This is a genomic window from Mesorhizobium sp. WSM4813, from assembly GCF_055811555.1.
Genome location: NZ_JBVVQU010000014.1, coordinates 26,595 through 40,473 on the forward strand (window position 1 = coordinate 26,595; position 13,879 = coordinate 40,473).

Annotated in this window: 15 protein-coding genes; 14 read left to right on the forward strand and 1 reads right to left on the reverse strand. The window is 61.8% G+C overall.

Features of this window, described 5'->3' with window-relative positions; genetic code table 11:
• Positions 1–75: 75 nt before the first annotated feature.
• The 12 genes from olsA (at position 76) to trmB (ending at position 11,037) form a co-directional block, all read left to right on the forward strand.
• Complete coding sequence (gene olsA / locus AC0L25_RS10315) at positions 76–876, forward strand: lyso-ornithine lipid O-acyltransferase (protein ID WP_473595387.1); 801 nt, start codon at positions 76–78, stop codon at positions 874–876.
• Between the two features lie 62 nt (positions 877–938).
• Positions 939–2,348, forward strand: coding sequence for a tRNA (N6-isopentenyl adenosine(37)-C2)-methylthiotransferase MiaB (gene miaB / locus AC0L25_RS10320; protein WP_473595388.1), 1,410 nt, complete (start codon positions 939–941; stop codon positions 2,346–2,348).
• An 83-nt stretch (positions 2,349–2,431) separates the two neighbouring features.
• Positions 2,432–3,424 (forward strand): PhoH family protein, encoded by a 993-nt coding sequence (locus AC0L25_RS10325; RefSeq protein ID WP_473595457.1) that lies wholly within the window; start codon positions 2,432–2,434, stop codon positions 3,422–3,424.
• Positions 3,425–3,499: 75 nt separating this feature from the next.
• Positions 3,500–4,006 (forward strand): rRNA maturation RNase YbeY, encoded by a 507-nt coding sequence (gene ybeY / locus AC0L25_RS10330; RefSeq protein ID WP_473595389.1) that lies wholly within the window; start codon positions 3,500–3,502, stop codon positions 4,004–4,006.
• Between the two features lie 27 nt (positions 4,007–4,033).
• Entirely contained in the window at positions 4,034–5,107 is a 1,074-nt protein-coding gene (locus AC0L25_RS10335; RefSeq protein ID WP_473595390.1) for a hemolysin family protein, read from the forward strand.
• Between the two features lie 302 nt (positions 5,108–5,409).
• Complete coding sequence (locus AC0L25_RS10340; protein ID WP_473595391.1) at positions 5,410–5,673, forward strand: alpha/beta fold hydrolase; 264 nt, start codon at positions 5,410–5,412, stop codon at positions 5,671–5,673.
• A gap of 74 nt (positions 5,674–5,747) precedes the next feature.
• Positions 5,748–6,233 carry an alpha/beta fold hydrolase gene (locus AC0L25_RS10345; RefSeq protein WP_473595458.1) on the forward strand — a complete coding sequence of 162 codons (486 nt, stop codon included), beginning with the start codon at positions 5,748–5,750 and terminating at the stop codon, positions 6,231–6,233.
• Positions 6,234–6,495: 262 nt separating this feature from the next.
• Positions 6,496–8,112 carry an apolipoprotein N-acyltransferase gene (lnt, locus tag AC0L25_RS10350; RefSeq protein WP_473595392.1) on the forward strand — a complete coding sequence of 539 codons (1,617 nt, stop codon included), beginning with the start codon at positions 6,496–6,498 and terminating at the stop codon, positions 8,110–8,112.
• A gap of 134 nt (positions 8,113–8,246) precedes the next feature.
• Complete coding sequence (locus tag AC0L25_RS10355; protein ID WP_095493605.1) at positions 8,247–8,666, forward strand: helix-turn-helix domain-containing protein; 420 nt, start codon at positions 8,247–8,249, stop codon at positions 8,664–8,666.
• Between the two features lie 100 nt (positions 8,667–8,766).
• Positions 8,767–8,943, forward strand: coding sequence for a hypothetical protein (locus AC0L25_RS10360; RefSeq protein ID WP_473595393.1), 177 nt, complete (start codon positions 8,767–8,769; stop codon positions 8,941–8,943).
• A gap of 76 nt (positions 8,944–9,019) precedes the next feature.
• Positions 9,020–10,309, forward strand: a complete 1,290-nt coding sequence (metK, locus tag AC0L25_RS10365; RefSeq protein WP_473595394.1) for a methionine adenosyltransferase — start codon at positions 9,020–9,022, stop codon at positions 10,307–10,309.
• 26 nt (positions 10,310–10,335) lie between these two features.
• Complete coding sequence (gene trmB, locus AC0L25_RS10370; RefSeq protein ID WP_473595395.1) at positions 10,336–11,037, forward strand: tRNA (guanine(46)-N(7))-methyltransferase TrmB; 702 nt, start codon at positions 10,336–10,338, stop codon at positions 11,035–11,037.
• Between the two features lie 69 nt (positions 11,038–11,106).
• Here trmB and AC0L25_RS10375 read toward each other — a convergent pair whose 3' ends face one another.
• Positions 11,107–11,271, reverse strand: coding sequence for a hypothetical protein (locus tag AC0L25_RS10375; protein WP_287318156.1), 165 nt, complete (start codon positions 11,269–11,271; stop codon positions 11,107–11,109).
• Positions 11,272–11,570: 299 nt separating this feature from the next.
• On the opposite strand from AC0L25_RS10375, the gene rimP reads away from it, so the two are divergent.
• Complete coding sequence (gene rimP / locus AC0L25_RS10380) at positions 11,571–12,215, forward strand: ribosome maturation factor RimP (RefSeq protein ID WP_473595396.1); 645 nt, start codon at positions 11,571–11,573, stop codon at positions 12,213–12,215.
• A gap of 48 nt (positions 12,216–12,263) precedes the next feature.
• Positions 12,264–13,859 carry a transcription termination factor NusA gene (gene nusA, locus AC0L25_RS10385; RefSeq protein WP_352951398.1) on the forward strand — a complete coding sequence of 532 codons (1,596 nt, stop codon included), beginning with the start codon at positions 12,264–12,266 and terminating at the stop codon, positions 13,857–13,859.
• The last annotated feature ends 20 nt before the right edge of the window (positions 13,860–13,879 follow it).

Consider the following 13,879-nt stretch of genomic DNA (forward strand, 5'->3'; position numbering starts at 1 on the left):
AGATGCTAGAGCGCACTTTGTGCGTCCAATTGGACGCGTCGCTCTAGCCACAAGTAGGACAGGGCCAAAGAGCGGATGATCGGAAAAATCAGGATTTTCCTGGCACTGGGCCTGGTTGTCGTAGGATCGTTGATCCTCGTGCCGTTGCAGATCCTGTCGATGAAGTCCGGGCTCTGGCGCGAGACTTTCATCCTGAAGATCTGGCACCGGCTCATCATCCGGGCGCTGGGCATGCGTATCCATGTCAAGGGGTCCCTGTCCAGCCAGCGTCCTCTATTGATCGCATCGAACCACATCTCCTGGACCGACATCATGGTGCTGGGGTCGATGGTCGATGTGAAGTTCATCGCCCGGGCCGATATGGCCGGCTGGCCATTGATCGGCATGTTGTCGAAGCTGCAGCGCACCGTCTTCATCGAGCGCGAGCGCAAGCGCTCGTCGGGCGACCAGGCGAGCGAGATCGCCAGCCGCATGGCCAAGGGCGACGCCATGGTGCTGTTTGCCGAAGGTTCGACCAGCGATGGCAACATGATCCTGCCGTTCAAGAGCACACTGTTCGGCGCCGCCTCGATGGCGATTTCGGAAGGGGCGGCCGAAAAGGTCTTCATCCAGCCGGTGGCGATCGTCTATACGCGCCTGCATGGCGTGCCGCTCGGCCGCAGGCACCGGCCGATTGCCGCCTGGATCGGTGACGAGGATTTGATGCCGCATCTCAAGGTTCTGATGGCAGAGGGCGGGCTCGATGTCGAAGTGCATTTCGGCGAGCCGGTCGCGTTTTCCAAGGGCTCCAACCGCAAGGAAACGGCAAGGCTGATGGAAAGTCAGGTGCGCGATATGGCGCAAGCGGCGCTCGCCGATCCGCGCCCGAGCCGGTAAGCCGGAAAGCTCCGGCCAGAATCGTCTGTTTTTTGTCACCAAAAGGCGTTAGAAGCCGCCGGATGGAATTGAATACGATAGAACGGGACGACATCGATACTGCGGCCGAAACTGCGGTCGCGTCGCCTGCCGCGAGCAGGAAGGTCTTCGTCAAGACCTATGGCTGCCAGATGAATGTCTACGATTCGCAGCGCATGACCGACGCGCTGGCCGCTGACGGCTATGTGGCGACGGATACCATCGGCGAAGCCGATCTGGTGCTGCTCAACACCTGCCATATCCGCGAGAAGGCGGCCGAGAAGGTCTATTCCGAACTCGGCCGCATTCGTGAGATAAAGGCCGAACGGGCTCGGGCCGGCCGCGAGATGCTGGTCGGTGTCGCCGGCTGCGTGGCGCAGGCCGAGGGCTCCGAGATCATCCGCCGCTCGCCGGCGGTCGATCTCGTCATCGGCCCGCAGACCTATCACCGGCTGCCCGACGTGCTGGCACGGGTGCGCGGCGGCGAAAAGATCGTCGAGACCGACTACGCCATCGAGGACAAGTTCGAGCATCTGCCGCAGCCGAAAAGCGCCGAGATCATCAGGCGCGGCGTCACCGCGTTCCTGACCGTTCAGGAGGGCTGCGACAAGTTCTGCACCTTCTGCGTCGTGCCCTATACCCGAGGCTCGGAAGTGTCGCGGTCGGTGGCGCAGATCGTCGCCGAGGCCGAGCGGCTGGCGCAAGCCGGCGTGCGCGAGGTGACGCTGCTTGGCCAGAACGTCAATGCCTGGCATGGCGAAGGTGAAAACGGCGAGGAATGGGGTCTTGGCCGCCTGCTGTTCCGGCTGGCCGAGATTCCCGGGCTGGCGCGGTTGCGCTACACCACCAGCCATCCGCGCGACATGGACGACGAATTGATCGCCGCTCATCGTGACTTGCCGGCGCTGATGCCCTATCTGCATTTGCCTGTGCAATCCGGCTCCGACCGCATACTCAAGGCAATGAACCGCAGGCATACGGCAAGGGACTATCTGACGCTGCTCGACCGTATCCGCGCCGCACGGAGCGATATCGCGCTTTCGGGCGACTTCATTGTCGGCTTTCCCGGCGAGACGGATGCGGATTTCGAGGCGACGATGGACCTTGTCCGCCGGGTGAACTATGCCTCGGCGTTCTCGTTCAAATATTCGCCGCGCCCCGGCACGCCGGGCGCCGAGATGGCCGATCATGTGCCGGAAGCCCTCAAGGACGAGCGCCTGCAGCGACTGCAGGCGCTGCTGCTGAAGCAGCAGCAGGATTTCGGCGCGAGCCTGGTCGGCAGCATCATCGACACGCTGATCGAGAAGCCGGGCCGCCAAGCCGGCCAGAAGGTCGGCCGCTCGCCGTGGCTGCAGCCGGTTATTGTTGATGAAAAGTCCGGCGAAATCGGTGAGATTATCCAGGTACGAATCACGAAGACGGGTTACAACAGCCTGTTCGCCGAATTGGCCTGAAGGTCTCGGCAGATGAGGAGAGACGGTTGAGCGCTGCGGAAGTGAAGAACCTGCCCCAGAACCTACCTTCGGGGGCTTCGGATATGGCGCACATCGTTCTGACTTTCGACAACAACAAGCTTGCCAGCGCCCTTTATGGCCAGTTCGACGAGAATCTGGCCAGGCTTGAGCAGAAGCTTGGCGTCGATATCCGCTCGCGAGGCAACCAACTGACCATCAAGGGCTCTGCCTCGGCCGCCGAGCAGGCGCGCCGCGCCCTGGATAACCTCTACGGCATTCTCCAGAAAGGCGCTGACATCGGCCAGTCGGACGTCGACGGCGCCGTTCGCATGGCGATCGCCGCCGACGACCAGCTGACGCTGCCGACGCTGGAGCGCAAGGGCAAGGTGTCCGCCGCCCAGATATCGACGCGCAAGAAGACGATCTATGCCCGTTCGCTCAACCAAGACGCCTATATGCGCGCGCTGGAGCGGTCCGAACTCGTCTTCGGCATCGGCCCGGCTGGCACGGGAAAAACCTTCCTGGCGGTGGCGCATGCGGCGATGCTGCTCGAACGTGGCATGGTCGAGCGCATCGTGCTGTCGCGGCCGGCCGTCGAGGCCGGCGAGCGGCTTGGCTTCCTGCCCGGCGATATGAAGGAGAAGGTCGATCCCTATCTGCGGCCGCTCTACGACGCGCTTTACGAGATGATGCCGGCCGACAAGGTCGAGCGGGCGATTGCCGCCGAGGTGATCGAGATCGCGCCGCTGGCTTTCATGCGCGGCCGCACGCTGGCGCACGCCGCCGTCATCCTCGATGAGGCGCAGAACACCACGCCGATGCAGATGAAGATGTTCCTGACCCGTCTCGGCGAGAATTCTCGCATGATCGTCACCGGCGATCCGACCCAGATCGATCTGCCGCAAAACACCAAATCCGGTCTGGTCGAGGCGCTTAGGATCCTCGACGGCGTCACCGGCATGGTGACGGTGCGCTTCAACGAAGGCGACGTCGTCAGGCATCCGCTGGTCGCCGAGATCGTCAAGGCTTACGACCGCGACGGCAAGCTGGCGAGAGGCCTGGGCGCCGAAAGCTAGAGCATCGGACCCAAAAGTGGGAACCGGTTTTGGGACAATCCGATGCTTAAACAAGAAACACGATGATGCGGCCGCATGGCTGAGGACAAAAAGTCTGTAGGCGGGGATCTTTCGGTTCCCGTCGACATCGATATAGCGGTCGAAGCGGGCGACTGGCCGGAAGAGGCTGCGCTGACGCGGCTAGTCGATCGCGCCGTTGCCGCTGCGTTTGCCGAAATCGGCGTAGCCGGCCGTTCCGAACTCAGCATCGTTTTTTCTGACGATGCCCATATCCGCAGTCTCAATGCGGGTTGGCGCGGCAAGGACAAACCGACCAACGTCCTGTCTTTCCCGGCTTTTCCGCTTGCCAAGGGGGATCCGCTGCCGCCCATGATGGGCGACATCGTGCTAGCCGCCGAGACGGTCGCGCGGGAAGCCGCACTGGAAGACAAACCTGTCGAGAACCATATCATCCATCTCGTCATCCACGGCCTGCTGCATTTGCTGGGCTACGATCACGAGACCGACGCCGAGGCCGAGGAAATGGAAGCCGTTGAACGCGCAGCACTTGCGAGGCTTGCCATTCCCGATCCCTACGCGTAACTAAAAAGATCAAATGACCGGACGACGATGAACGACAAACCTGAGACTGCCGCCCGCCCAGACGCCGGCAGTGCAACCAAGCCATCCGAACAGACGGAAGAGGGCTCTAGTCCGAGTACCACGACCGGTAGCTTCGCCAGCGAGCCATCGCCTGCCGGTCCTTCCCTGTTCGATCGCGTGCTCGGCCTGTTCAGGCAACGCAACGGCACCAGCCTGCGCGAGGAGATCGCCGACGCGCTTGCCGAAACGGCGAGCGATGCCGGCGCCTTTTCGCCCGGCGAACGGGCCATGCTCAACAACATCCTGCGCTTGCGCGAGGTGCGCGTCGAGGACGTCATGGTGCCGCGCGCCGACATCGAGGCGGTCGAGATCACGACGAACCTGGGCGATCTTCTGGGGCTGTTCGAGCAGTCCGGCCATTCCCGCATGCCGGTCTATTCGGAGACGCTCGACGACCCGCGCGGCATGGTCCACATCCGCGACGTGCTTGCGCACATCACCAAGATCGCCCGCGTCAGAAAGGGCAGGACGACCAGGAAAACCGCCGCCGCCACGCTTCTCGATCTCGCCAAGGTCGATCTCACGCGCACCATAGGCGACCTGACCCTGATCCGCCCGGTGCTTTTCGTGCCGCCGTCGATGCTCGCCTCCGATCTCATGGGGCGGATGCAGGCGATGCGTACCCAGATGGCGCTGGTCATCGACGAATATGGCGGCACCGACGGTCTGGTCTCGCTCGAGGATATCGTCGAGATGGTGGTCGGCGACATCGAGGACGAGCATGACGAGGACGAGCCGATGATCACCCAGACCGGCGAGGGCGTGTTCGTCGTCGACGGCAAGGCCGAGATCGACGATGTCGCCAAGATGATCGGCGAGGATTTCGCCGCCGGCGAGCATGGCGAATATGTCGACACGATCGGCGGCATGATCTTCAACACGCTTGGCCGGGTTCCGGCCCGCGGCGAAGTGGTGCAGGCCATTCCTGGCTTCGAATTCCATGTGCTCGACGCCGATCCGCGCCGCGTCAAGCGCGTGCGCATCATGGAGACCCAGAAGGGCGAGCGCCGCCGGCGCGCCGTCCGCGCCGAGCAGGCTTGATAGACGCCGCTCGCCCGATGACGGTCGAGGATCCGTTCAAGCACCTTGGACTCAAGGTATATTCTAAAGGATCCGCGCGCCGCATTGATCTGGCTTGAAAAGGCTTTCGGCTTCGAGCCGAGCATGGTGGTCAGCGACGCTCACGGCAGGCTGGTCCATTCCGAGATGCGGTTCGGTGACGCTCCGCTCCACGCGACGAGGCTGTGCGGCTGGGCGATCTGCAGATCGAAGGCTGGCACTGATAACATCTCGTCTGAGTTTCAGTAATGGGTGGGGGGGCCGGTGCTCTGGGAGAATATCTGATGTCGTGGAAAGTCGATGAGACCGTGGAAACGTCTGCGGGTGCTGTGGCAGCGGGTCGATTTGGCAGGGGGCCTGCGCTCGTGCTGGCTCACGGCTGGCCGTGGTCTTCATTCTCATGGCATCGGATTATTCCAGACCTTGCAAGGCGGTATCGTGTTCATTGGTACGATATGCCCGGATACGGGCGATCCGCCAAAGCCGCGGAGCAGCGCACCTCACTCGATGTGCAAGGAGAAGTATTCGCTGAGATGCTTGCGCATTGAGACCTTGAGCAGCCTATGGTCGTTGCCCATGATTTTGGCGGAGCGACGACGCTACGGGCGCATTTGCTGCATGGCTGCGACTTCGAGCGGTATGTCCTGATGAATGTCGTCGCCATGCGCCCTTGGGATCGGAGTTCTTCGATCATGTCGGTCGCCATGTGGATGCCTTTCTGGGCCTGCCGCCGCATATCCACAGGGCGGTCGTGGAGGCATATATCAAAGGAGCGATCGCAAATGACATCGATTCCGGAGATTTCGAAAAACTTGTCGAGCCGTGGCTTGCCGAGGAAGGACGAGGAAGCTTCTATCGGCAATTCGCGCAAGCCGACGAAAAATATACCGCCGAAGCCGAGCCGGCGTTCGGGGAAATTCGGTGTCCGGTAAAGATAATCTGGGGCAAGGACGATCCATGGATCCCGCTGGAGCGAGGCGAAGCGCTTCATGCGCTGATCCCGCAGGCATCGTTCGAAACGCTGCCTGGCGTCGGTCACCTACCGCAGCTCGAAGCCCCGGATCTCGTCCTGGAGCGGCTGAACGCATTTCTATCACGCGCATCCTAGTGATATACCGGCACGCGATGCCTGTGCGACAATTGTTCTTGCCGGCGTCAGTCGCCCCACCTATCCAGCAGACCTTAGAGAGTTGAAGCTTGAGTCGTCGTTCACCTATCCAGACTGTGAGCCAAAAACGACCATTGTCGGACGTCCGCAAGGAGTCGATCGCCGAAATTCAATCCGCAGGCTGGCTGAAGCGGTAGCGTTTGGAGCGCAGACTGCGGCCTGATAAATCTTCTGCCGTGATTCGCACGACTCGGAAGCATTGATGAAGCGCCTGGCCGGTCGGATAATTCTGCTATGGGGTTGGCGTCGCGCGCTTGTGGCGTTTCTTGCCGGCGCGCTGGCGGTTCTTGCCCAAGCGCCTTATGATTTCTTCGCCGTCTGTTTTATTTCGTTTCCGCTGCTGGTCTGGCTCCTTGACGGCGCGACCGGCGAAGTTTCCGATGGCTGGTTCCGGCGTTTGCGGCCGGCCTTCGCCATCGGCTGGTGGTTCGGCTTCGGCTATTTTCTCGCCGGCCTGTGGTGGATCGGCTCGGCACTTCTGGTCGAGGCCGACAGTTTCGCCTGGGCGCTTCCCTTCGCAGTGGTCGGAATTCCGCTGGCGCTCGCCTTTTTCTACGGCTTCGCGACAGCGGTTGCCCGGCTGCTGTGGAGCAACGACATCGGCCGCGTCGCTGCCCTTGCCTTCGGCTTTGGCCTGGCGGAATGGCTGCGCGACTTTCTGTTCACCGGCTTTCCCTGGAATGCCGTCGGCTACGCGGCGATGCCGGTGCCCTTGCTTATGCAGAGCGCGTCGGTGACCGGCATGGTCGGCATGAACGCGCTGGCGGTCTTCGTCTTTGCATTGCCGGCCCTGCTTGCGGCGCGCCGGCATGTCCGCCTGGGGGCTGCACTGCTTGCCGTTCTCGTCGTGGCCCATGTCGGCTTCGGCTATATCAGGCTTGCTGTTCCCGAGCAGCCGGCGGAGCGCCACCTCCACGTCCGCATCGTGCAGCCGTCCGTCGACCTCAGCGAGAAATGGGACGCTTCGGTGCCCGACCGGATCTTCGCTACGCTGATGGGGCTTTCGGCCAAGGCGCCGGAGGCCGGCCCAGGGACTGGCCCAGAGACTGGTCATGACAAGCCGCAATTGATCCTGTGGCCAGAAACCTCCGTGCCGTTTTTTTTCGCCGAACGTCCCGATGCGCTGACCGCGCTGGGGGAGATGCTTGGCGAGGGCCAGATGCTGATCGCCGGCGTCGTCCGGGAGGAGGGCGGCTCGGCGGCAGATGCCGACAGGCGGTACTACAATTCGGTGGTGGCGATCGATGACAAGGGTGAAATCGCCGATGCCGTCGACAAGGTTCATCTGGTGCCCTTTGGCGAATATCTGCCTTTTGCCGACTTGCTTGGCCGCTTCGGGCTCAAACAGCTCGTCGCCGGGCCGACAACCTACGCGGCGGGCAATGAGCGGCATCCGATCGCGCTGCCCGACGGTATCCGCGTGCTTCCGTTCATTTGCTATGAAGTCATCTTTCCCGATCTGGTGGCGGTTGACGCATCGTCAGCCGAGCTTATTGTGAATGTCACGAACGACGCGTGGTTCGGTGATACGCCGGGTCCATACCAGCATTTCAGGCAAGCGCAGATTCGTGCCGTGGAGAACGGGGTGCCCTTGTTGCGCGCAGCCAATAACGGCATCTCCGCTGTCGTCGATCCGCGCGGGCGCATCCTCGACGCGCTGGCGATCGACGCACGCGGAGCTATTGATGTCCATGTGCCGATTTCCAATCAAGCCATCGTTTCTTCCAGCCAAAGACGCATTAACGGGCTGCTGATCTTGTTGCTGTTTGCCCTGGCCGCTTTCACATTCAATGTAAGGCAAAGGCTACGGGCGAATTGACAGTCGACACATTAGAAACTCATACTGTAACGGCCTGAAATTTCTCGAAGTCGGTACGTTGTGTTGGGGCACTGGCGGCCGGCTTCGTTTGGGCAGAAAAACACAAAAAGCCGGAAAAATTCGGCGAGGAAAAAATGGCAGAAGAAAACAAGAAGAAGCCGAATCCTATCGACATCCATGTCGGAAGTCGCATCAGGCTTCGTCGCAATATGTTGGGAATGAGTCAGGAGAAGCTGGGCGAGAATCTCGGCATAACCTTTCAGCAGATACAGAAATACGAAAAGGGGACCAATCGCGTTGGCGCCAGCCGTTTGCAGGCAATCGCCTCGATACTCGGCGTTCCTGTCGCTTTCTTTTTCGAGGACGCGCCGGGCCAGGAGACCGTGGGCAACCGCGGATTTGCCGAGGATGCATCAATGGCTTTTGCCGTCGAATTCTGCGGCAGTCCTGAAGGTCTTCAACTCAACCGGGCCTTCGTCAAGATCGCCGACGTGAAGATACGCCGCAAGATCATCGAGCTTGTGAAGGCCCTTTCCACCGACGAAGTCGATTGATTGGCCGATTGATTTGGCCGCTGTAAGCCGGAAATGGCGACGCCGTGATAGCGGGGCAGGCAAATTCTCGCGATCTCGCGCATCGTGGAATTTACATCCCATGGGCATGCCGGAGAGCGGATCGATTTTGCTCGACACCCATGCTCAAAGTCTTTTTCATCAACATGCTGAAGCTAAGCAACGTGTTGGAGCTGAGCGCGCTTGCGGCATCCTGCCGCCGGTCACAGTGATACAAGATAACGCGCGATTTTCATGCCAGAATGGCCGCACCGCTTGACGAGCGCCGCCCGGCACAGCTAACACGTGGCGCGCCAATCGGCAGCGTGCCGATATTTTTTCAAGAGGGGACACCCGTGACGCGGCAAAACTATCTATTCACCTCGGAATCCGTTGCCGAGGGTCATCCCGACAAGGTCTGCGACCGTATCTCCGACGAGATCGTCGATCTGGTCTATCGCGAGGCCAGAAAGACCGGCATGGACCCCTGGAAGGTCCGCGTCGCCTGCGAAACGCTGGCCACCACGAATCGCGTCGTCATCGCCGGCGAGGTGCGCGTCCCCGAGACCCTGCTCAAGAAGGACAAGGCCGGCAACATCCTGATGGATGCAGCCGGTCATCCGCTCGTCAATCCGGCGAAGTTCAAGTCGGCCGCCCGCAAGGCGATCCGCGAAATCGGCTATGAACAGGCCGGTTTCCACTGGAAGACGGCAAAGATCGAGGTTCTGCTGCACGGCCAGTCGCCTGATATCGGCCAGGGCGTCGACAATGCCTCCGACCGGCAAGGCGAGGAAGGGGCCGGCGACCAGGGCATCATGTTCGGCTATGCCTGCCGCGAGACGCCGGACCTAATGCCGGCGCCGATCTACTACAGCCACAAGATCCTCGAATTACTGGCCGCCGCGCGCCATGAGGGCAACGGCGATGCCGGCCGGCTCGGGCCGGACGCCAAGAGCCAGGTCACCGTCCGCTATGTCGACGGCAAGGCCGCGGAAGTGACGCAAATCGTGCTGTCCACCCAGCATCTCGACGCCAGTTGGGATTCGAAGAAGGTCCGCAACGTCGTCGAACCCTATATCCGCGAGGCGCTGGGCGAGCTGAAGATCGCCGACAGCTGCAACTGGTACATCAACCCAACGGGCAAGTTCGTCATCGGCGGGCCCGACGGCGACGCCGGCCTGACCGGGCGCAAGATCATCGTCGACACTTACGGCGGTGCTGCGCCCCATGGCGGCGGTGCTTTTTCCGGCAAGGACACCACCAAGGTCGACCGTTCCGCAGCCTATGCGGCACGCTATCTCGCCAAGAACGTGGTGGCGGCCAAGCTCGCCGACCGCTGCACCATTCAGCTTTCCTATGCCATTGGCGTCGCCCAGCCGCTGTCGGTCTATGTCGACCTGCACGGCACCGGCAAGGTCGATGAGGCAAAGCTCGAGCAGGCGCTGCGCACCGTGATGGACCTGTCGCCGTCCGGCATCCGCCGTCACCTCGATCTGAACAGGCCGATTTACGCCAAGACGTCGTCTTATGGCCATTTCGGCCGCAAGGCCGGCCGCGACGGGTCCTTCTCCTGGGAAAAGACCGACCTCGCCAAGGCGCTCAAGGATGCACTCGCCGAAGCGCCCGCCGAAGCAGTCGCGGCCTAGCCGCGGCGTCCATTGATCCGAAAGACATGGATCCGAAAGTCCGGCCAAGCCGTGCGACCGAGGCATTTTTCGGTCGCCGGCGCGGCAAGACCATCCGTCCGCAGCACGCGGCGGCACTGGAAAGCGGCTTCAGCATCTACCGGCTCGATCTGACGGCCGGACCGCCGGCCGAATTGCGCAGCCTGTTCGAAGCCGATGTCCGCGCCGTTCATCTCGAAATTGGTTTCGGCGGCGGCGAGCACCTGCTGCATCGGGCGACGGCGGCTCCTGAGACCGGTTTTGTCGGAGTCGAGCCTTTCGTCAACGGCATGGCCAAGATGATGATGGCGGTCAGGGAACGGCCGCTTGCCAATCTTCGGGTCTATGACGACGACGCCACGCGCCTGCTCGACTGGCTCCCGCAAGCCTCTCTCGACGGCATCGATCTGCTCTATCCCGATCCCTGGCCGAAGAAGAAACACTGGAAACGACGCTTCGTCAGTCCGGTCAATCTCGACCGTTTCGCGCGCGTCCTGAAGTCAGGCGGAAAATTCCGTTTTGCTTCCGATATCGATAGCTATGTGAACTGGACGCTGCTGCATTGCCGGCCACATGATGCGTTTGCGTGGCAGGCTGAAGAGGCAGCCGACTGGCAGCGGCCTTATGAGGGTTGGCCGGGTACGCGCTACGAGGCGAAGGCCATTCGCGAAGGCCGTCGACCGGCCTACCTCACCTTCGTTCGAAGATAGTTAAGCTGCGCATACGCGCGCTTTGCCGTCGACGAGGACCAAAGATGTCCTCGCCCTGCGTCGCCGGTCTTAGAAGCGACCGATCTTGTTGAAGGCGGCCGGATCCATGCCGAGATTGCGCAGATCGTGCGCGCGCGGCTTGCGGCCGGCTTCGACGGCGTGCGAAGCAGCGACGGCGCTGCCGAACACGGTGAGGAAATCGCCGATGGCCGAGAAAACCTTGCGGTTGGTCATGATTATGCCCTTTCGCCTGCTGCGATGGGTGATTGAATTTGTGCAGCGCAACATAGATAGACGCGTGTTGTCTGATATCACAGGGATGTTGGCGCATGGCCGCCATGCGCCCTGTGCAACGCTGCCGCTTCGGGCCCTTTTCGCCCCAGCCCTGCATGAGCCCTGCATGCGGACTTGAAACAACGGCCGCGATCGTCTATATCAGCCTCAAATTCTTGGTCGGTATGGCGAAGAGTGGGTCCACCCGGTCCCGCTCTTTTTTATTACCTTCCGACCGCCAATGAAGCGACAGGAATCGAATGACTGCAACGGTACCCGACAGCGACGACCGCATCATCCGCGAAAGCGGCATCGATGCGCGCATCGCGCTGATCGTGCAGCCGGTGCTGCGTGCCATCGGCTTTCGCCTAGTCAGGGTGCATCTGACAGGCCAGAACGGGCTGACGCTGCAGATCATGGCCGAACGCGAGGACGGCACCATGACAGTCGAGGATTGCGAAGAGGTCAGCCGGGCAGTGTCGCCGGCGCTCGATGTCGATGATCCGATCGAAAAGGCGTATCATCTCGAAGTGTCGTCGCCGGGAATCGACCGGCCGCTGGTCCGCAAGTCGGATTTCGCGACCTGGACGGGTCATCTGGTGAAGATGGAAACCTCGGTCCTTGTTGCCGACCGCAAGCGCTTCAAGGGCAAGATCGCCGAGAGCGACGCGGACGGCGTGCTGATCGAGCGCGACAAGGCGGCTTATGGCGAACAGCCGACGGTGCGTGTGCCTTACGATGCGATTGCCGAAGCACGGCTGATCCTGACCGACGACCTTATCCGCGACGCACTGTCGAAGGACAACAGGGCGCGCAAGGAAGCCAAGAAGCGCCGCGGCGAACCCGAAGACGCGCCAGACGGCGCAGAGGCGGGCGCGGAAGATGAAACCGAACAGGAAATGTGATTGGGCTGCCGGGCGCAAAGTCTCGGCAACAAGCTCAGGAGAAAAAAGATGGTTGTAAGCGCAAACAGGCTTGAACTGCTGCAGATCGCCGACGCGGTCGCGCGTGAAAAGTCGATCGACAAGTCGATCGTCATCGCCGCCATGGCCGATGCGATCCAGAAGGCGGCGCGATCGCGCTATGGCCAGGAAACCAACATCCGTGCCGACATCAATCCGAATACCGGCGAGATGAAGCTGCAGCGGCTGATGGAAGTGGTCGAGAAAGTCGACGACTATGCGACGCAGATCGCCATTTCCTCGGCGCGCGAGCGCAATCCCGACGCCCAGCTCGGCGACTTCATTGCCGAACAGCTGCCGCCGATGGATTTCGGCCGCATCGCCGCCCAGTCGGCCAAGCAGGTTATCGTGCAGAAGGTGCGCGAGGCCGAGCGTGACCGCCAGTATGACGAGTACAAGGACCGCATCGGCGAGATCGTCAACGGCACCGTCAAGCGCGTCGAATACGGCAACGTCATCGTCGATCTCGGCCGCGGCGAGGCGATCATCCGCCGCGACGAGCTGATCCCGCGCGAGAACTACAAATATGGCGATCGCGTCCGTGCCTATGTCTATGACGTGCGTCGCGAGCAGCGCGGTCCGCAGATATTCCTGTCGCGCACCCATCCGCAGTTCATGGCTAAGCTGTTCACTATGGAAGTGCCGGAAATCTACGACGGCATCATCGAGATCAAGTCGGTCGCCCGCGATCCGGGTTCGCGAGCCAAGATCGCCGTCATCTCGCGTGACAGTTCCATCGATCCGGTCGGCGCCTGCGTCGGCATGCGCGGCAGCCGCGTTCAGGCGGTGGTCGGCGAATTGCAGGGCGAGAAGATCGACATCATTCCGTGGTCGCCTTCGGCCGCTTCCTTCATCGTCAACGCGCTGCAGCCGGCGGAAGTCGCCAAGGTCGTGCTCGACGAGGACGCCGAACGCATCGAAGTCGTGGTGCCGGACGACCAGCTGTCGCTGGCCATCGGCCGCCGCGGCCAGAACGTCCGGCTCGCCTCGCAGCTCACTGGCTGGGATATCGATATCTTGACCGAGCAGGAAGAGAGCGAGCGCCGCCAGAAGGAGTTCGTCGAACGCTCGGCTCTGTTCATGGATGCGCTCAACGTCGACGAGATGGTCGGCCAGGTGCTTGCCTCCGAAGGCTTCACCAGCGTCGAGGAAGTCGCCTATGTCGATGCCGACGAGATCGCATCGATCGACGGCTTCGACGAGGACACCGCCTCGGAAATCCAGGCCCGCGCCCGCGAGTATCTGGAGAAGATCGAAGCCGAGCATGACGAGAAGCGCAAAGCGCTGGGCGTCAAGGACGAGCTGCGTGAGATTCCTGGCGTAACCACCGCCATGATGGTGACGCTCGGCGAAGACGGCGTGAAGACGATCGAGGATTTCGCCGGCTATGCGGCCGATGACCTGACTGGCTGGAAGGAACGCAAGGACGGCGAGACGAAGGTGTTCCCGGGCGTGCTCGCCAGTCACGGCGTGTCGCGCGCCGATGCCGAGCAGATGGTTCTGGCTGCCCGCCTCAAGGCCGGCTGGATCACCGAAGACGAGCTTGCAGCCGAAGACGTGACGGCTGACGAAGCCGTCGGTGCGTGAGGTGAAACCGCATCGCACAC

Bases quoted from the DNA above. Each gene is read 5' to 3' on its own strand.
- olsA (WP_473595387.1), top strand. From the start codon at position 76: ATGATCGGAAAAATCAGGATTTTCCTGGCACTGGGCCTGGTTGTCGTA.
- miaB (WP_473595388.1), top strand. From the start codon at position 939: ATGGAATTGAATACGATAGAACGGGACGACATCGATACTGCGGCCGAA.
- AC0L25_RS10325 (WP_473595457.1), top strand. From the start codon at position 2,432: ATGGCGCACATCGTTCTGACTTTCGACAACAACAAGCTTGCCAGCGCC.
- ybeY (WP_473595389.1), top strand. From the start codon at position 3,500: ATGGCTGAGGACAAAAAGTCTGTAGGCGGGGATCTTTCGGTTCCCGTC.
- AC0L25_RS10335 (WP_473595390.1), top strand. From the start codon at position 4,034: ATGAACGACAAACCTGAGACTGCCGCCCGCCCAGACGCCGGCAGTGCA.
- AC0L25_RS10340 (WP_473595391.1), top strand. From the start codon at position 5,410: ATGTCGTGGAAAGTCGATGAGACCGTGGAAACGTCTGCGGGTGCTGTG.
- lnt (WP_473595392.1), top strand. From the start codon at position 6,496: ATGAAGCGCCTGGCCGGTCGGATAATTCTGCTATGGGGTTGGCGTCGC.
- AC0L25_RS10355 (WP_095493605.1), top strand. From the start codon at position 8,247: ATGGCAGAAGAAAACAAGAAGAAGCCGAATCCTATCGACATCCATGTC.
- AC0L25_RS10360 (WP_473595393.1), top strand. From the start codon at position 8,767: ATGGGCATGCCGGAGAGCGGATCGATTTTGCTCGACACCCATGCTCAA.
- trmB (WP_473595395.1), top strand. From the start codon at position 10,336: ATGGATCCGAAAGTCCGGCCAAGCCGTGCGACCGAGGCATTTTTCGGT.
- AC0L25_RS10375 (WP_287318156.1), bottom strand. From the start codon at position 11,271: ATGACCAACCGCAAGGTTTTCTCGGCCATCGGCGATTTCCTCACCGTG.
- rimP (WP_473595396.1), top strand. From the start codon at position 11,571: ATGACTGCAACGGTACCCGACAGCGACGACCGCATCATCCGCGAAAGC.
- nusA (WP_352951398.1), top strand. From the start codon at position 12,264: ATGGTTGTAAGCGCAAACAGGCTTGAACTGCTGCAGATCGCCGACGCG.